A 20170-nucleotide genomic window follows, 5' to 3' on the forward strand; every position below is an offset into this window, starting at 1 on the left:
GGATCGACGCCAAAAACCCCGGTCCGCCGCCTGCAATGCGAGGCTCCTCTGCTGCCGCCGCCATATCTTCACAATTCTGCTGTCTAAGCCGGGCCAGGCGATGCGCTTCTTATAGAGGGAACGCATCGCTGCCCCGATTTGACACTGACTGGCAGAAGGGGCACATGTTTCAGCCAAGCTCCCGCCGCCACACTTCCGGGCGAGCGCAGAGGAGCAGAGGGGACCGTCAGGACAGGCATGATCAGCGCCCGCAGCATGATCCGAACGCTCGGCAACGAACCGCCGCTTCTGGCCGACGGTCGGCGCGCACCGGATCGCCGCGAGATTTCGCTGCGTTGGCTTTCGGGCACCTTTCTGACCGGCATCACCTCTTCCATCTTGATGGGTGTTGCCCTGTTTGCCGCCCTCGACGGACGCCAGCAGCTGGCGATCCCGGCGGAAGCCTCGGTCGCCCTGCCGCTCGAGGCCGATGCCGACAGCGTCACCCGCGGCAACCGGCTGCTTGGCGGCAACATCGTCGCGATGCCGACCGACCGCAAGGTCATGGAGGTTTCCACCGTCGTCCAGGAAGGCCAGCGCGAAGTGATCCGCCGCCGACCCTTCGCGCACGTCAAGATGAACCTCGCGGCCAACCATGTGGCCCAGGAGGATTATCCGGCCTTCGACCCGCTGACGATCTTCGCCTCCAGCGAGGGCCCGGATCCGGCCCCCGGCAGCACGGCCATCATCTACGGCTCCGAGGTCGAATCCGAAGTCAGCCTGCGGGCCCTGCCCTTCCCCAAGAAAGGCGCGACCTACCCCTTTGCCGCCGCCATGACGCTGGACGAGGTGGAGGAAAACGTCCGCAGCAACGGGTCCGTCCTGACCGACGGCGACACCCAGCTGTCGGCTCTCTATTATGTCGACCCGCGCCGCTTCTCTTCCCACGAGGACGAACTCGACCTTACGGCAGGCCTTGCGGCCCGCATCGTCGAGCAGAACATGACGGTGACGCCGGCAGAGCCGGTGACGCCGAAGACGCGCGACTATGCCGATGACGTCATCCCGATCCGTACCGAGAAGGACGTCAGGACCGCTCTCACCGATGTCGGCTATCCGGACGGCAAGGCCGAGGAAATCGCCGGCCATCTCGGCAACCGGATGAAGGAACCGACGCTCAACCCGGGTGACGTGCTGCGCATCGGCGTGCTGCAGCAGGGCGACATGGTTCTCGTCGTGCGCGCTTCGGTGTATCGCCGCGGACAGCACGAGGTGACGATCGCGCTGAACGACCACGGCCGCATCGTCGACGCCGAGGCGCCGCCGCTCCTCGACGCCGTCGCCGGCGCATTCAGCGATCAGCCGCCGCAGGTGACCGCGGGTCGTGACCTGCCGCGCGTCTATGACGGCATCTACCGGGCCTCCCTCTCCTATGGCATGACCAGCGAGATGACCGGACTGCTGGTCAAGCTGCTCGCCAGCAGCGTCGATCTGCAGGCGCAGCTGAAACCCACCGACACGATCGAGGCCTTCTTCTCCGTCATGGACAAGAGCGGCCAGGCGACGGATCAGTCGGAGCTTCTCTATGTCAACGCCCATTTCGGCGACACGACCACTCGCTTCTATCGCTTCCAGGATCCCGACGACGGTTCGATCGATTATTTCGACGGCGAAGGCAAGAGCATCCGCCAGTTCCTGCTGCGCAATCCGGTGCCCAACGGCCGCATGACCTCGGGCTTTGGCATGCGCCGCCATCCAATCCTCGGCTTTTCGCGCATGCACACCGGCACCGATTGGGCCGCCCCCCGCGGCACGCCGATCATCGCCTCGGGCAATGGCACCGTCGAATCGGCCGGATGGTCGTCCGGCTATGGCAACCAGACGATCATCCGCCACGCCAATGGCTACGAGTCCTCCTACAACCACCAGAGCGCCATCGCCAAGGGCGTCAAGCCGGGCGCCAAGGTGACCCAGGGTCAGGTGATCGGCTACGTCGGCTCCACCGGCCTCTCGACCGGAGCCCATCTGCACTACGAGCTGATCGTCAATGGCACCAAGGTGGATCCGATGAAGATCCGCCTGCCCGGCGGCAAGTCGCTGGCCGGCGAGGATCTTGCCCGCTTCAAGGACGAGCGCAGCCGCATCGATGCGCTGCTTGGCACCGGCGGCGACCCGGCGGAAGTCGCCAGCCGCTGATCCCACGACAGGACTGATCTAGATGGAAAAAAATGGCGGCCCCAGAGGCCGCCATCTTCGTCGTGCGCTGCGTGGCTACGCCGCTTCGCGGACCTGACCTTTTACGCCGCTTCGCGGACCCGACCTTTTACACCGCTTCGCGGACTGGCCGCGTGACGCGGAAGAGCAGGCGATCGGTGCCGGCGTCGACCGCCACTGCCGATTCGTCCGGGATCTGCCCGCCTAGGATCTGCTCGGCCAGCGGATCCTGCACGAACTTCTGGATCACCCGCTTCAGCGGCCGCGCCCCATAGACCGGATCGTAGCCCTTGGCTGCCAGCCACTCGCGGGCGTCCGGGTTGAGCGTGATGGCGATCTTGCGCTCGGCCAAGAGCGACACCAGCCGTTTCATCTGGATGTCGACGATCGTTCCCATCTCGTTGCGCGCCAGGCGGTGGAAGAGAATGATATCGTCGACGCGGTTGAGGAATTCCGGGCGGAAGGAGGCTTTGACCACATCCATCACCTGGTCGCGGACGCTGTCCACATCCTCGTGTTCGCCGAGTGCGGTGAGATAATCCGCCCCGAGGTTGGAGGTCATGATGATGATCGTGTTCTTGAAGTCCACCGTCCGGCCCTGGCCGTCCGTCAGCCGCCCGTCGTCGAGCACCTGCAGGAGCACGTTGAAGACATCCGGATGCGCCTTCTCGATCTCGTCGAAGAGCACCACCTGATAGGGCTTGCGCCGCACCGCTTCCGTCAGCGCGCCGCCTTCCTCGTAGCCGACGTAGCCGGGAGGCGCACCGATCAGCCGGGCGACCGAATGCTTCTCCATGTATTCCGACATGTCGAGGCGCACCATCGCCGTCTCGTCGTCGAACAGGAAGCGGGCGAGCGACTTCGTCAGCTCCGTCTTGCCGACGCCCGTGGGCCCGAGGAAGATGAACGAGCCGATCGGCCGGTTCGGATCCTGCAGGCCGGCGCGCGAGCGGCGCACGGCCCGCGACACCGCCTGGACGGCATCGCCCTGGCCGACCACGGACTTGGCGAGTTCGTCTTCCATCCGAAGCAGCTTGTCGCGCTCGCCCTCCAGCATCCGGTCGACCGGAATGCCGGTCCAGCGGGAGACGATATGGGCGATATTGTCCGGGCTGACGACCTCCTGGACCATGGCATTGACGCTCGTGTCCTGGGCTTCCGCCGCGGCGAGCTCCTTCTCCAGGCCGGGGATGACGCCATAGGCAAGTTCGCCGGCGCGCTGGAACTCGCCCTTGCGCTGCGCGATCGCCAGTTCGTTGCGGGCCTCGTCAAGCTGTCCCTTCAGATCGGCGGCAAGCCCGAGCTTCTGCTTCTCCGCCTGCCAGCGGGCCGTCAGCGCCCCGGCTTCTTCCTCGAGCGAGGCGAGTTCGGTCTCCAGCCGGTTCAGCCGGTCGCCGGACGCCACGTCGGTTTCCTTCTTCAGCGCCTCGCGCTCGATCTTCAGCTGCATGATCCGCCGGTCAAGCTCGTCGAGTTCCTCGGGCTTGGAATCCACCTGCATCCTCAGCCGCGAGGCGGCCTCGTCCATCAGGTCGATAGCCTTGTCGGGCAGGAAGCGGTCGGTGATATAGCGGTTGGACAGCATGGCGGCCGCCACCAAAGCGGAATCGGAGATCCGCACCTTGTGGTGCTGCTCGTACTTCTCCTTCAAGCCGCGCAGGATCGAGATGGTGTCCTCGACCGTCGGCTCGTTGACCATGACCGGCTGGAACCGGCGGGCAAGCGCTGCATCCTTCTCCACGTGCTTGCGGTATTCGTCGAGCGTGGTGGCGCCGACGCAATGCAATTCACCGCGGGCAAGCGCCGGCTTCAGGAGGTTGGAAGCATCCATCGCCCCATCCGCCTTGCCGGCCCCGACCAGCGTGTGCATCTCGTCGATGAACAGGATGATCTCGCCGTTTTCGGACTGGACCTCGTTCAGCACCGCCTTCAGGCGCTCCTCGAACTCGCCGCGGTATTTGGCACCCGCAATCAGCGAGCCCATGTCGAGCGCCATCAGCCGCTTGTCCTTCAGGCTCTCCGGCACGTCTCCATTGACGATGCGCAGCGCCAGGCCTTCCGCGATCGCCGTCTTGCCGACGCCGGGCTCGCCGATCAGCACCGGATTGTTCTTGGTGCGGCGCGACAGCACCTGGATCGTCCGGCGGATCTCGTCGTCGCGGCCGATCACCGGATCGAGCCGGCCTTCGCGGGCTTCCGCCGTCAGGTCGCGGGCATATTTCTTCAGCGCGTCGAAACCCTGCTCGGCATTGGCGCTGTCGGCCGTGCGACCCTTGCGCAGGTCATTGATCGCCTGGTTGAGGGCATTCGCCGTGAGCCCCGCCTTCTTCAAGGTCGCCGCCGTCGAGGCGCTCGTCTCGATCACCAGCGCCAGCAGAAGCCGCTCGACGGTGACGAAACTGTCGCCTGCCTTCTTGGCCGCCTCTTCGGCGGTGGAGAACACCTTCGCAAGCGGCTGCGACAGATAGATCTGCCCCTCGCCGCCGGACACCTTGGGCAGTTTTGCAAGGGCTGCGTCGTTGGCGATGCGGGCCGCCTTGGCATCGCCGCCAGCGCGTTCGATCAGTGCCGCGGCCATGCCCTGGTCGTCGTCGAGCAGCACCTTCAGCACATGCTCCGGCGTGAACTGCTGATGCCCGTCAGACAAGGCCTTGCTCTGGGCCGACTGCAGGAAACCGCGCACCCGTTCCGAATATTTCTCGATGTTCATGTCAAACCTCCACGGATCGTTTCGCCCAGTATACGGCACGCAACGATGATTGAGATTGAGCTCCCTCAATAGGCGAGCCCGTCTGCCGAAACTTTCGGCGTCGATCCAGATATGGGAGGCGATTTTGCGCATTTAAAGAAGCCGTTGAAGGATTTGGCAGCGCCTGCCGCCAGCCTGCAGATCCGACATCACCGGACAGGCGAACGCCGGCATTCACGTCAGATCGGTCGCGGGCGGATCGTCCTTCCATTGATCAGCCCCAGATCAGCCCCAGAATCATCCCCATAATCAGCCAGGGTGACATTGCGGCAATCCTGTGCCATCCAGCCCTGATGAAGATGCTGCGCCGCGTGATCGGAGACCGGACTTCGGCCACTGCCATGGCAGTGCTCGCCGCCTATCTCCTGTTGCTGCAGGGCTTCGTCGGCGCCGTGACGCGAAGCGCCATGGCGGCCTCGGCCATGGATCCGCTGCACATCATCTGTGTCTCCGACGGCACGATGGCCGGCGACCTGCCATTCGGCGGCGACGGTTCCTCGAAGGGGGCAGCCGATTGCCCCTGCGCTTCGCTTTGCCGCCTGACCGCAACGACGCCGGTGGCGATCCTTCCCGGCACGGCCTTCCTCGGCCTGCGCAATGTCTACCAGCTCTACACCGCATCCTTCGCGGCTCCGCAGGATGTCGTCGTGGCGCTGCGGGGCTTGCTGCCGCAACCGCGCGCACCTCCCATCTCCTGACGTCAACCGGCCATCGGCCGGTCCCGCAATGATGACATCCCAGGAGACGACCTATGTCCGACATCACCCTCGGGCGGGAGAGCACCGGCGCTGCCGTGCGATCCCCATCCGACCTCTATCGCGCCGTCTGGCGCTGGCACTTCTACGCCGGCCTGCTGGTGCTGCCCTTCATGATCACGCTCGCCGTCACGGGCGCGCTCTATCTCTTCCGCGACGAACTCGACGCCGTCATTCATGCCGATCTGCTGCGGGTGGAGATCCGCCAGGACGCCGGCATGGCCTCGCCGGCGGCCATGGTCGCGGCAGCCACGGCAGCCTTTCCAGGCACCGCCCTGAAGTTCACCGATCCCGCCACGCCCGACGCCTCCGCCGAAATCACGGTGAACACGGCGGACCAGGGCAAGCTTGCCGTCTATGTCGATCCCTATGGCGGCCAGGTGCTGGGCTCCCTGCCGGACCGGGGCACGGTGATGTGGACCGTCCGCACTCTCCACAGCCTGAAATACTTCGGCACCGCCACCCGCTGGCTGATCGAGATCGCCGCCGGCTGGTCAATCCTGCTCGTCGGGACCGGCATCTACCTCTGGTGGCCAAGGAACCGGACCGGCGGCGTCCTCAGCGTCCGGGGCACGCCCAGACGCCGTGTCTTCTGGCGCGACATGCATGCGGTCACCGGCATCTTCGTCGGTGTCTTCATCGTGTTTCTCGCCGTCACCGGGATGCCCTGGTCGAGCGTCTGGGGCGCCAAGGTCAACGAGTGGGCGAACGGCAGCAACTTCGGTTATCCGGTCGGCGTGCGGGTGGCCGTTCCCATGTCGGACGAACATCTCGACCATGTCGCCAAGACCTCCTGGTCCATGGAGCAGGCACAGGTTCCGCAGTCGCCGGAACACCCGCAGGGCGCGGGGACCATCGGCCTCGATCAGGCGGTCCAGACCTTGGAGCGGCTGGGTCTGCATCCCGGCTATGCCGTCAACATCCCGACCACGCCGACCGGCGTCTTCACCGGCTCGGTCTATCCCGACGATCTTTCGCAGCAGCGTGTCGTGCATCTCGACCAGTATTCCGGCGAGCCTCTGATCGACATGAGCTTCAGGGAATACGGTCCGCTCGGCAAATGGCTGGAATGGGGCATCAACGTCCACATGGGCCAGGAATTCGGCCTCGCCAACCAGATCGTGCTCGCGATCGCCTGTGCCGCCATCGTTCTGCTCGCCGTCTCGGCCGGCGTCATGTGGTGGAAACGTCGACCCGCCGGGTCTCTCTCGGCGTCCCGCCCATGCCCTCCGACCGGCGGGTCTTCCGTGGCCTGTTGGCGATCCTGGTCATCGGCGGGTTGTTGTTTCCGCTGGTCGGCCTGTCGCTCATCGTCATGCTGACGCTTGACTGGGCTTATACGCACCTCAAGGGCAAGCGAACGACCTGAAGATCGAGGCTTCGGCGCACCCTCGGCGACGCGACCGGAGCCTCCTGTTCAGACAGCATCTGGACATGCCCAATTCTTGGCTATAAGTAATGTTATTACATATCGCTTTGGAGACGGCGCAATGACGAATTACTGCCTTCCTCGCCCAAACCCACACCGCTCCATCGGGCTTGACCATGAGGCCCGCTTCACGTTTAGCTGATTGCGATGGTTCCCCGACGGTGACTCGAAGGGGATTAATAGGGAACACGGTGAGGCCCGAAGAGGTGCCGAGACCGTGGCTGCCCCCGCAACTGTAAGCGGATTGCCACTCATCCTCGGGCGTCGCAAGGCGCCATGCCACTGGGTTTTCCCGGGAAGGCAGATGAAGGGCGGATATCCGTGAGCCAGGAGACCTGCCATCGAACACCACTCAGTCGGCCGGGCGGGGATGCCCGGCAAGGGAACAGATATGACCGACCTGCACCTTTGCCCCCAGGCACCACCCCTCCGTCTCGACCGGTTTTCCGCCCGCGGCCGCGCCGCCGATGCCGTCTGAACCGCGGCATTCGCCTCCTTTCCTCCTGATCGAGATGATTTCATGCACAAGCTTGTTGCCAGCCTCACGCTTTCGCTCGGCCTTGCCGGCCTCGCCACGCCCTCTCTTGCAGCCACCGCCTACCCCTTGACGATTAGCAACTGCGGTCAGGAGGTCACCTTCGACAAACCGCCTTCGCGGGTGGTCTCGATCGGTCAGGGAATGACCGAAATCCTCTTCTCCCTCGGTCTTGCCGACAAGCTCGTCGGCACCGCCGTCTGGGTCGGTCCGGTGCTGCCGCAATACGCCGAGGTCAATCGCGGCATCGAGCGGCTGGCCGACAATGATCCGAGCTTTGAATCCGTCGTCGGGCAGGAGCCGGATCTGGTCACGGCCGAATTTGAATGGCACGTCGGCGCGCAGGGCTCCGTCGGCAAGCGCGAGCAGTTTGCGCAACTGGGCATCGACACCTATGTCGCGCCGGCCGACTGCGTCGCCAAGGTTAATACCAACGGTGGCGACGGCGTTCGCGGGCAGCTCTTCACCATGGACCTGGTCTACCAGCAGATTGCCGAGCTCGCCGAGATCTTCGACGTGACGGAACGCGGCGACGCCCTGATCGCCGATCTGAAACAGCGGGAAACGGCAGCGATCGCCTCCGTTGCCGGCGCATCCGGCAAGAACCTGCCCGTCGTCTTCTGGTTCTCCAGCAAGGAAGTCGACGGCGACGCCTTCATCGCCGGCAGGAACGGAGCGCCCGCTTACATCCTCAAGACGCTTGGTGCCCGCAATGTCGTCGACACCGAGGAAGAATGGCCGCTCGTCGGCTGGGAGACGATCGCTGACGCCGATCCTTCCGTGATCGTCATCGCCACCATGGATCGTCGCCGCTATGCCGCCGACAATCCGGAGGTGAAGATCGACTTCCTGGAGAACGATCCGGTCACGCAGGAGCTGGACGCCGTCAGGAACAGGCGCTTCGTCATGATGGACGCGCAGTCGATGAACCCGACGATCCGCACGGTCGACGGCATCGAGCTCCTGGCGGACGGCATCAAGACCTTCGGTCTTGCACGGTGAGCCTGGCTTTTCCCGCGCGTTCGCCACGGTGGTCGCTTTTCGCGCTTGCCGCGGTCGGCCTTCTGCTTCTCGCCCTGATGGTGAGCCTCGCCGTCTCAATCGGCGAGATCGCCATCCCGCTCGCCACGACCGCAAAGGCCGTCGCCAACCGGCTTTTTGACGCTGGCTTCGAACTCAGCCGCATCCACCAGGGGATCGTCTGGGACTATCGCTTCAGCCGCGCGCTGGTCGCCGCCAGCGCCGGCGCCTCGCTGGCGCTCTGCGGCGCGGTGCTGCAGGCGCTGCTGCGCAATCCGCTCGCGGAACCCTATGTGCTCGGCATCTCCGCCGGCGCATCCACCGGCGCCGTCTGCGTCACCATCCTCGGGTTGGGCTCAGGCGTGCTCAGCCTCTCCGGCGGCGCCTTTATCGGTGCGGCCATCGCCTTCCTCCTGGTCGGCATCCTGGCGGCGGGCGTCGGCGGCACTAGCGAGCGCGTCATTCTCTGCGGCGTCGCCGGATCGCAGCTCTTCAGTGCACTGACCTCCTATATTGTCACCACCTCCGCCAATGCCGAACAGGCGCGCGGCGTCCTGTTCTGGCTGCTCGGATCACTGAGCGGCGTGCGCTGGCCGGACGTCTATCTATCGGCTCCCGTCGCGCTCATCGGCCTTCTGGTGTGCCTCGCGCATGTGCGGGCGCTGGATGCCTTTGCCTTCGGCACCGATGCCGCCGCCGCCCTCGGCGTCTCCGTCCGGCGGGTGCAGGTCGTGCTGCTCGGCACCACCGCCGCCATGACGGCCTGCGTCGTCAGCATGGTCGGGTCGATCGGCTTCGTCGGCCTCGTCGTTCCCCATGCCGCCCGTTTCCTGATCGGGCCGGGCCATGCGCGCCTGCTGCCGGTCGCCGCCCTTTTCGGTGCCATCTTCATGGTCGCCGCCGATATCATGTCACGCATCATCATCCCCCAGCAGATCCTGCCGATCGGCGTCGTCACGGCGCTCTTCGGCGCTCCGGCCTTCGCGCTGATCCTCTACCGGGCGAGGAAGACAGCATGAGCATTACCCTTGATGACGTGAGCTTTGCCGCCGGCGACACCCTCATCGTCGACGGCGTCAGCCTTCATGCGGAAAAGGGCAAGGTGCTCGGCCTGCTCGGACCCAACGGATCCGGGAAATCCAGCATGCTGCGGCTGATCTGTCGCTTACGAAAGATCAAAAGCGGCGTCATCCGTCTGGGAGACGACGATCTCTCGTCAATTGCCCGCGGTTCGCTCGCCCGGCGCATCGCGCTGGTCGAACAGCAGTCGGAGACGGACACGCAGATGACGGTGCGCAACGTGGTCCAGCTCGGCCGCACCCCGCACCGCGGTTTTCTCACCCCCTGGACGACGCAGGACGAGGCGGCCGTCACGCAGGCACTCCAACGGGTCGACATGCAGGAGCGCGCCGGCCGGCTCTGGCAGACACTTTCCGGCGGCGAGCGGCAGCGTGTCCATCTTGCCCGGGCACTCGCCCAGGAGCCGGACGAATTGATCCTGGACGAGCCGACCAATCACCTTGATATCCAGCACCAGCTCGAGATCCTCTCGCTGGTCTCCAAGCTCGGCATCACCTGCATCGTCGCATTGCATGACCTCAATCTCGCGGCCATGTTCTGCGACAGGCTAGCGGTGCTGCAGGAAGGCCGTGTCGTCGCAGTCGGGACATTGGAGGCGGTGCTGACTGAGAACCTGCTGCAAACCGTCTTCGGCGTCCGCGCCCATGTGGAGAAATCGCCGGTGCATGGCCGCTGCAATATACAGTACCGCATGGGCTGAACTGTATCGGGCAGGTGGCATCCCGCCCCGAAAGGGAGCGGCCCGAATGTGATCGCCCCGTTTCACCTCGCCCACACTCCCCGGAAAAGAAAAACTCCGGCCTTTCGACCGGAGTTCTCGTTCAAATCACAGCTTTTGGGCTGGCTTACTCGCTGGCGACGTCCGCCATGGCAGGCTGGCCATCGTCGGCGCCGCCTTCGGAAGGTGCGTCACCTTCGCCGCGACGGGTCCGGCGCGGCCGGTTGCCGGCATTGCGGCGGCGCGGCTGACGCGCTTCGCCCGTTCCTTCTTCGGCTGCAACTTCGGCCGGCGTGCCTTCGATTACAGGCTGCGGGCCTGAACCATCGACCACTGGTGCCTCGACTGCGGCGGCGACAGGCGCCTGCTCACGGCGTGGTTCGCGGCGCGGCTGCTGCTCCCGGCGAGGCTGCGGCGGCTGTTGCTGCGGCTGCGGCTGCTGCTGGGGTTCGTGGGGATACTGCGACCGGCCGTTGCCGTCGTCGTCCATATCGTTGTTGTCGTTGTCGTCGCCGTCCTGGCCGTCGCGATCCTGGTAGTCACCGCGCTCGTCGCGCTGGGACCGTTCCTGCATCTGCGCCTGGGCAGTGGCGATGATCCGATTGTAGTGCTCGGCGTGCTGCAGGTAGTTTTCCGCCATGACCCGATCGCCGGCACTGTGGGAATCGCGGGCAAGTGTCGAGTATTTCTCGGCAATGTGCTGAGCCGTACCACGGATTTTCACGTCTGGGCCGGAGCTGTCGTAAGTGCGGGTAAGCGGGTTGCCGCCCTTGCGGTTGAAGTTGTTGTTGTTGCCGCCGCCGCTGTTGTTGCTGGAGCCGCCGCGCCCTCGACCGCGCTTGTTCTGCTGTCCTGGCCTCATAGATCGTTCACCTGAATTTTCTGTTTTCCGCTGATAAGGGACCACGCGGCCATGCTGGCTCATGCCAGACCAGGACTTCGCGCGCCACGGACAGGACGAAACAAGGTCGCCTGCCGCTTGTGAAAGTCAAATTAACTGATTCACGCACCAGGAAATATTCAACCTTCGAAACTCTGTAATAGAGCCGGTCTCAAGGTTGACTTAAACCCGAACGAATCTCCGTTCATTCCCAGCCGCCCAGTGCGTGGCCGCAAGCTATCGCGCTTCCCAAGTAAATCCAAGCCTTTTCTTTCGCCGTGCAAAATCAGGGACCTGGCTTTTCGGGAGCAAAGATGAGGACGCGGTCGTTATCCCCATAGTCGCGGACCGCCTGCCGGAGCACGAAGCCCGCGGCAATGAAGATTTCCGTGACGCTGTCCTTCTGGTCGAAGCCGATCTCGACGCCGAGAATGCCGTCGGCCTGGAGCGCCGCACCGGCGCCGGCTGCAATCGCGCGGTAGGCATCAAGCCCGTCAGGTCCGCCGTCGAGAGCCCTGGGGGGATCGAAATCCCGCACCTCCGGCTCCAGCGCTGGAATGACATCTGCCCTGATATAGGGCGGGTTTGACACGATTATGTCGAACCGTCCGGGGATGTCCGCAAACCAGTCGCTGCGCACTGCCTGAAACCTGTCGCCGAGCCCCAGCCGCTCCGCATTGTCGCGGGCCGTGCGCAGGGCGTCCTCGGAAACATCGGAGCCAACGCCCTGTGCGGCAGGGCACTCCTTCAGGAGAGCCAGCAGGATGGCACCCGTTCCGGTTCCCAAATCAAGCACGCGGGCCACGCCCTTGGCTGCGACAATCCGCCTCACATGCATCAGCACCGTCTCGACCAGCATTTCCGTGTCCGGCCGCGGCTCCAGCGTCTCCGCTGAAAGCCTGAGGGTCATGCCGTGGAAGTCCCGTTCCCCCAGGATCCGGTGCACCGGCTCGCGCTTCAGGCGTCGCGCGACCGCGTCCCCAATGACCGCGGCCTCCGCCGCCGTCAGCACCCGATCGCCGCCGGCAAACACCTGCGTACTGGTCAGCCCCATCAGGCCGCCGATCAGCAGACGTGCCTCGATTGCGGCATCCGGCAGGCCGGCTGCGGCAAACTTCGCCCGCGCGCCCGCCACGGCAGCCTCGAGCGACGTCACCCTCTCTTCTCGCCCAGTTGCGCCAGCTGCCCGGCCTGATAGTCGGAGATCAAGGCGTCCACCACCTCGTCGATCTCCCCCATCATCATCCGGTCGAGCTTGTAGAGCGTCAGGTTGATGCGGTGGTCCGTCACCCGTCCCTGCGGAAAGTTGTAGGTGCGGATGCGCTCGGAACGGTCGCCCGAACCCACCTGGCTCTTGCGGTCGGCAGAGCGCTCGCTGTCGACCTTCTGCCGCTCGATGTCGTAGAGTCGCGAGCGCAGCACCTGCATCGCCTTGGCACGGTTCTGGTGCTGCGATTTCTCTGAACTGGTGACCATCAGGCCGGTCGGCAGGTGGGTGATGCGTACCGCGGAATCGGTAGTGTTGACGTGCTGGCCGCCGGCGCCGGACGCGCGCATAGTGTCGATGCGGATGTCTTCGGGACGGATCTCGATGTCGATTTCCTCGGCCTCCGGCAGCACCGCCACCGTCGCGGCCGAGGTGTGGATGCGCCCCTGGGTTTCCGTATCCGGCACGCGCTGCACGCGATGGACGCCGGATTCGAACTTCAGCTTGGAGAACACGCCGCGCCCGCTGACGGTCGCGATGATTTCACGAAAGCCCCCGGCCTCTCCCTCGCTGGCCGACAGCACCTCGACCTTCCAGCCCTTGGCCGCCGCGTAGCGCTCGTACATGCGAAACAGGTCGCCGGCAAAGAGCGCGGCCTCGTTGCCGCCGGTGCCGGCGCGGATTTCCAGGATCGCGCTCTTCTCGTCGGCGGCGTCCTTGGGCAGGAGCAGGACCTGCATGTCCTTCTCCAGCGCCTCGACCCGCTCCTCCGCCTCCGGCAGCTCCATCTCCGCCAGCTCGCGCATCTCCCGGTCGGTCGCTCGGTCGTTGAGCAGCGCCCGCAGATCCGTCACCTCGGCAGTCGCCTTCTCGTACTCGCGGATCTTGCCCACGACCGGCTGCAGTTCCGAATACTCCGAGGCCAGCCGGACGTAGACGTCCGCCGCCGGACCTTCGGACATGCGCGCCTCGATTTCGCCGAAGCGCCGCTCCAGCTCGCGCATCTTGTCTACAGGAAGCTTCGCCACCCTGATGTCACTCCATTTTCTTGTTCTTCTTAGAGGGCTATACCGTGTTCTGACGCAAAGCGGGTCAGAAGCGTGCGGATCGGCTCCTGCGAGCGCTTGTCGTCGAGTGCCGCATGCAGTTCCTCCGCCAGTCTGTCGACGTCAAGCGACAGCAGCATCGCCTTGACCGGACCGATCGATGTCGGCGCCATCGACACGGCCCGGAAGCCGATCCCGAGCAGCGCCATGGCCGAGAGCGGCTTGCCGGCCATTTCGCCACAAAGCGTCAGCGCCGTCTGGTTGCGCTCCGCCGCCCGCACGATATCGCGCAGGATCCTGAGGAACGGCTTGCCCAGCATGTCGAACCGGTCGGAGACGCGGGCATTGCCACGGTCGGCGGCCATCGAGAACTGGAAGAGGTCGTTCGATCCCACCGAGACGAAGTCCACCTCCGCCATCAGCTCGTCGAGCTGCCACATCAGCGCCGGCACCTCCAGCATGGCGCCGAACTGCAGTCGGCGCGGCAGGCTGTGCCCGAATTTCGAAAGATGCTGCACCTCCTTCTGCAGGAGCTCGCGCACCGCATGGATCTCGGCCACCTCGGTCACCATCGGCAGCATCATTTTCAGCTCCGAATCGGCGGAAGCCCGCAGCAGCGCCCTAAGCTGCGTGCGCAACAGCCCGGGCCGGTCGAGCGACAGGCGGATCGCCCGCCAGCCGAGCGCCGGGTTCTCTTCCTCGTGGTTCCTGAAGTAGGACACCACCTTGTCGCCACCGATGTCGAGCGTCCGGAATGTCACCGGCAGCCCGCCGGCCTGGCGGATGACATTGCGGTAGAAGGCCTCCTGCTCCTCGAGCTTCGGCATCGTCGAGGCGATCATGAACTGCAGTTCGGTGCGAAACAGCCCGATACCGTCGGCGCCCGATTCAGCCAGCTGCGGCAGGTCCACCATCAGTCCGGCGTTCATCATCAGGCTGATGCGCTTGCCGTCCTTGGTCAGCGGTTCGACGTCGCGCAGCGCCCGGAACTGCTCCTGCCGGCGCGCCCTCAGCCGCACCTTCTCCTCATAGGCCTTCTGCAGGTCCGCCATCGGCCGCAGATGCAGCTGCCCGTCGTCGCCGTCGATGATGACTGTGTCGCCGTTCTCGGCCAGCGCCACGGCGCCCGCCGCCTGGCCGACCACCGGAATCCCCATGGCACGTGCCACGATGACCACATGGCTGGTGACGGCGCCGTCCTCCAGCACCAGGCCGCGCAGGTGATCGCGGGGATAGTCGAGAAGCTCGGCCGCCCCCATCGCCCGGGCGAAGATGATCGCGTCCGTCGGCAGTCCCTCGCCCATGGCGCGCCCGCTGTATCCGGTCAGCTGCCGCAAAAGCCGGTTGGCGAGGTCGTCGAAATCATGCATGCGTTCGCGCAGGTAAGGGTCGGTCAACCGCATCATCCGCGCCTTGGTGTCGCTCTGCACTTTCTCGACCGCCGCTTCCGCCGTCAGACCGTTGTGGATCACCTCTTCCATGCGCCGGACCCAGCCTTGGTCGTGGGCAAACATCCGGAAGGTCTCCAGCACCTCGCGGTGCTCCCCCTCCGTTGCCACGTCGCGCCGGGACAGCATGTCGTCGATCGAGATGCGCAGCGATCCCAGTGCCTCGGCCAGTCGCCGCACCTCGCTGTCGGCATCCTCGTTGAGCAGATTGGTCACCACCACGCGCGGCTCGTGCAGCACCACGTGGCCTAGCCCGATACCCTCACTGTAACCGTCGCCCGCGATGGTGATGGCGCGCGTCAGGTCGAGCTCGAGCCCCGGCTTGGTGATCTTCTTCAGTTCCCCGGTCGCAATCATCTCGGCGATCACCATGGCGGTGGTTTCCAGCGCCTCGACCTCGTCTTCCCGATAGGTCCGGCTGGTCTTGTTCTGGACGACGAGCACGCCCAAAGTGCGGCCGGCCCTCAGGATCGGCACACCGAGGAAGGAATGATAGATTTCTTCGCCCGTTTCAGGCAGATAGCGGAATGCGGGGTGAGCCTGGGCGTCCGAAAGATTGAGCGATTGCGCCGAGGCCGCAATGGTGCCGACAAGTCCCTGCCCCATTTTCAGCTGTGACAGGTGGACGGCTTCCGGATTGAGACCTTCGGTGGCGTAGAGCTCCAGCACCCCGTCGGAGCGCAGCACGTAGACGGAGCAGACTTCCGCCACCATGTTGCTGGCGATCTGCCGCACGATGCGGTCGAGCCGCTCCTGCGGATCCAGCGGTTCCGCCATCAGTTCGCGCAGCCGGCGCAGCAGAACGCGCGGACCAGCCGACAGGTCTCTCATCGGCATAGATGCTCCCGAAAAAAGTCGATCCCACCCGACAGGCCCGCTGCGATACGACCGCGGGGCATGGCCTGTCGGCTCAAGATCAACTCTTATCGAGACCGTAGGCAGAATGCAAAGTCCGAACCGCGAGTTCGGAGTAGGCGCCGTCGATCAGGATCGAAATCTTGATTTCCGAGGTGGTGATCGCCTTGATGTTGATGCCTTTTTCAGCAAGTGCCTTGAACGCGAGCGCCGCAACGCCGGCGTGGCTGCGCATGCCGATGCCGATCACCGAGACCTTGCAGAGGCCTGATTCGTTCTGCGCCACGTCGAAGCCGATGGTCGCCTTGTTGTCGTCCAGCACCTTCAGCGCCTTCTGAACGTCGCCGGACGGCACCGTGAAGGTCATGTCGGTGCGCGACCCGTCCTCGGAGATATTCTGGACGATCATGTCGACGTTGATGTGCGCCTCGGCCAGCGGCCCGAAGATTGCTGCCGAAACCCCCGGACGGTCGGCAAGCCGACGGAGCGAGATCTGCGCCTCATCCTTGGCATAGGCGATGCCGGTGACGACTTCCTGTTCCACGATTTCTTCCTCGTCGCAAATCAAAGTACCGGGCGGGTTGATGAGGTCGCCCATGCCCGGTGCATCGGGATCCTCGAAACTGGAGCGCACGAAGGTCCGAACCTTGTGCACCATGGCAAGCTCGACCGACCGCACCTGCAGGACCTTTGCCCCGAGCGACGCCATCTCGAGCATCTCCTCGAAAGAGATCTTCTTCAGCCGCCGCGCCTTCGGCACGACCCGTGGGTCGGTGGTATAGACCCCGTCGACATCGGTGTAGATGTCGCAGCGGTCGGCCTTGACGGCGGCAGCGATCGCGACCGCCGACGTGTCGGAGCCGCCGCGCCCGAGCGTCGCGATGCGGTTGTCCGGGCCGATCCCCTGGAAGCCGGCGACGACCGCCACCTGGCCCTCGCCCATCCGGCGCACGATATCGCTACCGTCGATCTCCTGGATGCGCGCAGCGCCATGCGCGTTGTCGGTCTTGATCGGGATCTGCCAGCCCTGCCAGGATCGGGCATTGACGCCCATCGACTGCAGCGCGATCGCCAGGATTCCGGATGTGACCTGCTCCCCGGATGCGACGACGGCGTCATATTCGCGCGCATCGTAGAAGGGAGAATTGGCGCCGGCGACCTTCGGCATGTCCTGCACCCAGCCGACAAGCTCGTTGGTCTTGCCCGACATTGCCGAGACGACCACCGCCACCTCGTGGCCGGCGTCGACCTCACGTTTCACATGGCGCGCCACATTGTGAATGCGCTCCAGATTGGCGACCGACGTGCCGCCGAATTTCATGACGATGCGAGCCATGCTGACCAATACCACCCGTTCGCCCCGCCAGGGAGCGTCTGTCTACATCCGTGTCGTGAGAACGGAATTTGGCGGTCTCATATCGAAAAGGGGTAGCGTGCGCAATGGCACGACAGGCTCCAGCCGTCGCGTCAGGACGAGGCGGGCTCCATGGGAGCCCGCCAGTTCGCGTTGCCCGTGCCAGGCACGTGGCGAAAGCGGTTCAGTCCTGGCGCAGGCAGCGCTCGTCGCCGACGGGGCAGAGCCCGCCGTCCTGCCGTTCGATGACGCGGACCTCGCCGCTTCCGAGCTGAGCCGGGTCGCCGCGTCTGTCGCTCCGTTCGCCATCCCACCGATCGCGGCCGCTGTCGCCGCGATCCCGGTCTCGGCGATCCCGGTCCCAGTCGCTACGGTCCCGGTCGCGGTCCCAGTCGCCCCGGTCCCGGTCTCGGCGGTCACGATCCCAACCGCCCCGATCCGGGCCACGACCACCCCTGTCCCAGCGATCACGGTCGCGGTAGAAGTCCCGGCCCCGGTAGTGGCGATCCCAGTAGTTGCCAACCTGGAAGGTTACCGTTGGAATGCCGAGCGGCTGGTAGTAGCGCGGACCGACGTTTACCCGACGCTGCTGATAGGCAGCTTGGACATAATTGCCCGACACCCAGCCGCGCCCGCCGGAAAAGGCCACATCGCACCAGTTCACGCTGCTCATGCAGCCATGGATGGTGACCGGTGCGCCCACCGGAATGACCGTCACCGCCGGATAGGAGGTGCTCGGACCCGAGCGCATGTTGACGTTGGCAGTCGAAAATCCGCGCACCGCCGCATCGGCGATCGAAGGCACGGCAACCAGCGCGCACAAGGCCGCGGCAGCGCTCATCAGAAATGTCTTCACCTGTGTTCCTCCTGCGAAACCCATGCAACCTGCCTTTCCGGCAGTTGGATCCGCTCAATGCTTGACGAGTGCCATTGTTCCCCATGCGCCCTGAACGGGCCATGAACGATGGGAAGCTTCATCCGCGCTCACAGGCGATCGCTCCTCAAAGATAGTTGTGCAGGAAGGCAATCAGTGCCCGGCGCATGGCCGCGGTTTCCCGGTGCCCGACGTCCGGTTGCGACAGGAAGACCAGCGACGCCTGCGCCGCGGCATCCGCATAGGCAGCCTGGGTGGCTTGCAACGCCGTCGCGACGGCCGCAGGCGGCGTCAACGGATCGTCCGCGCCGACGCAGATCAACTGCGGTCGCGGCGCCACGAGCCCGACAATTTCCCCCGTCGAGGTCTCACGCAGCAGTCCCGGCACCGTCAGATAGTGGCCATGAAGGTCATGCGCCCCGGTGTCCACCAGGGCGGCGAGATCGGCGTAGCAGCAGAGATGCGCCACCGCCGCGGGACGTGGATCGACGGCCGCCAGGAAATAGGCGAGCGTCGCCCCCATCGACAGCCCGGTGACCGCGATACGGTCGGGATCGACGTCCGGCCGCTTGCAAAGCCAGCTCAGCGCCGCAGCCTGTTCAGACACCATTCGGCCGAAAAGCGTCTTGCCGTGCCAAAGCGCCGCCTTCGCGGCGGCGTCTTCCTTTTCGTCGGCGCGCCCGCCGAAGGTCGGCATGTCGATCGACAGCACCACGAAGCCCTCGCGCGCCAACGCCGGACCAGGCGGATCGAGAAGCGCCGGACGCCCATCGAGCAGTTCTGCCGCGCCGATGTCGTAGCGTCCGCCATGGGCGTGGCAATGCAGGATCGCCGGGCGCCTCTGCATTGGCCCAGGCGGTCGCGTCAGCAGGCCGCGCACCGGCCGACCGTCGGGAAGCCGGAACCGCAGCCGCTCCATGACATGGCCCTCGGCGGGCGCGCTGACCAAGTCCTCAAGAGTGGACGACAGCGCCTCGAAGGCAAGCAGCGCCTTCAGCCTCTCTGGTGTCATGCCCATGTCCACGTCCCCCTGTCCGCCGCAGAGTTCCTCAGCTCGCGAAACTGGTCAAGCACGCTGAAGGCGGGGACATCTCGAAAAGCTGTTTCGTTTGAAATCAACCGCTTGCACGAATTTTCGTCCTCCTTCGTCCACACCCCCAAGACCTGCGCCTAGACTGGTGCCGTTCCGCCTCGGCTACACCGGCCCGCATTGCCGGCGAAGCGGAGCCGGTGCCTGCAGGGCTTGTCGTGATGCAAGCACGTCCTGCAGGGCTGCGCAGAAAGTGGCTCCCCTCTCGCCTGCAAACGGCGGGGCGTGCGTGTGTCGCACACAAACCGGCCTCGGCAACGGGGGCGGAAGCAGAGGAGCCGGAGTTGCGTTGGCAAAGAACACCGAACGGGGCACGTCGCGTGTCACATATAAAAATTTCATTCGAGGCACACGACGTGTCCCGGCCGAACTGAAAGATCAACATCGCCAAGGGCGGAGTCTGTCTGGCGAAATTGCGCCGCAATGACGATGACGCGGGAGCAGCCGATCGACCAGGATCACAGGGCGGCGGGGCTTGCGGGACGAAAAAGGGTATTGGACAGGGAGAACGGCAATGGCATCGGAATACGAGCTGCTGCGGACGCAGCACCACGAACTGCTGCATCGTTGTGTGGCAACGAAGCTGAATGTGCCCTTCATTCTCTGCGGCATCCGCAAGTGTCGGCGCGACAAGGCCTGCACCGGTCCGATGCAGCCAAGCCGTCACACGCGAGGTGCCGTTCAGGCCCAGCAACTGCTGGGAATGTCCGGAAACGCCTGCGCGCGATTGCCCGCTTGTATCGCCGCCCAGGAGGACGACAACTACGCGGTCTACCAGACCCACGCCAGACAGGAACTCGAAGCTGCGAGTTCAAGAAAAACGTCAGGAAAGCAGCTCAGGCAGCTTGCCAGCCGGCCCTGGCCGTCCGCTGCGGCAACCAGCCTCTTGACTTCAAGCCGCCGTCATCCGACTTCAAACGCCAAGAAGAAGGAATGA

14 protein-coding genes, 1 pseudogene and 1 riboswitch are annotated in these 20170 nt (G+C 65.0%); of the genes and pseudogenes, 7 read left to right on the forward strand and 8 right to left on the reverse strand.

Translation table 11 applies throughout. The features are described from left to right. Window positions 1-237 precede the first annotated feature (237 nt). Window positions 238-2175: a peptidoglycan DD-metalloendopeptidase family protein gene (locus M1E10_RS06160; RefSeq protein ID WP_499175502.1), complete on the forward strand. Its 1938-nt coding sequence runs from the start codon at window positions 238-240 to the stop codon at window positions 2173-2175. A gap of 127 nt (window positions 2176-2302) precedes the next feature. On the opposite strand, the gene clpB is transcribed toward M1E10_RS06160, so the two are convergent. Next, window positions 2303-4903 carry an ATP-dependent Clp protease ATP-binding subunit gene (gene clpB / locus M1E10_RS06165; protein ID WP_499175503.1) on the reverse strand — a complete coding sequence of 867 codons (2601 nt, stop codon included), beginning with the start codon at window positions 4901-4903 and terminating at the stop codon, window positions 2303-2305. Window positions 4904-5283: 380 nt separating this feature from the next. Here clpB and M1E10_RS06170 point away from each other — a divergent pair, with 380 nt between their 5' ends. From M1E10_RS06170 to M1E10_RS06190, 5 genes and pseudogenes are all read left to right on the forward strand, one after another. After that, window positions 5284-5640 carry a DUF2946 family protein gene (locus M1E10_RS06170; RefSeq protein WP_499175504.1) on the forward strand — a complete coding sequence of 119 codons (357 nt, stop codon included), beginning with the start codon at window positions 5284-5286 and terminating at the stop codon, window positions 5638-5640. A gap of 53 nt (window positions 5641-5693) precedes the next feature. Further along, window positions 5694-7066: pseudogene (locus M1E10_RS06175) on the forward strand (PepSY-associated TM helix domain-containing protein). A 191-nt stretch (window positions 7067-7257) separates the two neighbouring features. Beyond that, a riboswitch (cobalamin riboswitch) is annotated at window positions 7258-7483 on the forward strand. A 163-nt stretch (window positions 7484-7646) separates the two neighbouring features. Beyond that, on the forward strand, window positions 7647-8663 hold the full coding sequence (locus M1E10_RS06180; RefSeq protein ID WP_499175505.1) for a TroA family protein: 1017 nt from the start codon (window positions 7647-7649) through the stop codon (window positions 8661-8663). 2 nt (window positions 8664-8665) lie between these two features. After that, a complete protein-coding gene (locus M1E10_RS06185; RefSeq protein WP_499177098.1) occupies window positions 8666-9700 on the forward strand; it encodes a FecCD family ABC transporter permease in 1035 nt (344 codons plus the stop codon). After that, complete coding sequence (locus M1E10_RS06190; RefSeq protein WP_499175506.1) at window positions 9697-10461, forward strand: ABC transporter ATP-binding protein; 765 nt, start codon at window positions 9697-9699, stop codon at window positions 10459-10461. The genes M1E10_RS06185 and M1E10_RS06190 overlap by 4 nt, the downstream gene beginning before the upstream one ends. Window positions 10462-10606: 145 nt before the next feature. On the opposite strand, the gene M1E10_RS06195 is transcribed toward M1E10_RS06190, so the two are convergent. The 7 genes from M1E10_RS06195 to M1E10_RS06225 all read right to left on the reverse strand — a co-directional run bounded on the left by M1E10_RS06195 (window position 10607) and on the right by M1E10_RS06225 (window position 19155). Then, on the reverse strand, window positions 10607-11341 hold the full coding sequence (locus tag M1E10_RS06195; protein WP_499175507.1) for a DUF4167 domain-containing protein: 735 nt from the start codon (window positions 11339-11341) through the stop codon (window positions 10607-10609). Window positions 11342-11645: 304 nt separating this feature from the next. Continuing rightward, window positions 11646-12515, reverse strand: a complete 870-nt coding sequence (gene prmC / locus M1E10_RS06200; RefSeq protein ID WP_499175508.1) for a HemK/PrmC family methyltransferase — start codon at window positions 12513-12515, stop codon at window positions 11646-11648. Continuing rightward, window positions 12512-13594, reverse strand: coding sequence for a peptide chain release factor 1 (prfA, locus tag M1E10_RS06205; protein WP_499175509.1), 1083 nt, complete (start codon window positions 13592-13594; stop codon window positions 12512-12514). Before prfA ends, prmC begins: the two co-directional genes overlap by 4 nt. A 29-nt stretch (window positions 13595-13623) precedes the next feature. Next, window positions 13624-15891 carry a phosphoenolpyruvate--protein phosphotransferase gene (gene ptsP / locus M1E10_RS06210; protein WP_499177099.1) on the reverse strand — a complete coding sequence of 756 codons (2268 nt, stop codon included), beginning with the start codon at window positions 15889-15891 and terminating at the stop codon, window positions 13624-13626. 85 nt (window positions 15892-15976) lie between these two features. Then, window positions 15977-17251 carry an aspartate kinase gene (locus tag M1E10_RS06215; protein WP_499175510.1) on the reverse strand — a complete coding sequence of 425 codons (1275 nt, stop codon included), beginning with the start codon at window positions 17249-17251 and terminating at the stop codon, window positions 15977-15979. A gap of 202 nt (window positions 17252-17453) precedes the next feature. After that, window positions 17454-18110 carry an SH3 domain-containing protein gene (locus M1E10_RS06220; protein ID WP_499177100.1) on the reverse strand — a complete coding sequence of 219 codons (657 nt, stop codon included), beginning with the start codon at window positions 18108-18110 and terminating at the stop codon, window positions 17454-17456. 160 nt (window positions 18111-18270) lie between these two features. Continuing rightward, on the reverse strand, window positions 18271-19155 hold the full coding sequence (locus M1E10_RS06225; RefSeq protein ID WP_499175511.1) for an alpha/beta hydrolase family protein: 885 nt from the start codon (window positions 19153-19155) through the stop codon (window positions 18271-18273). A 592-nt stretch (window positions 19156-19747) separates the two neighbouring features. Here M1E10_RS06225 and M1E10_RS06230 point away from each other — a divergent pair. Further along, on the forward strand, window positions 19748-20170 hold the full coding sequence (locus M1E10_RS06230) for a hypothetical protein (RefSeq protein WP_499175512.1): 423 nt from the start codon (window positions 19748-19750) through the stop codon (window positions 20168-20170).

It is taken from the genome of Rhizobium sp. PK7-22, from assembly GCF_056530405.1.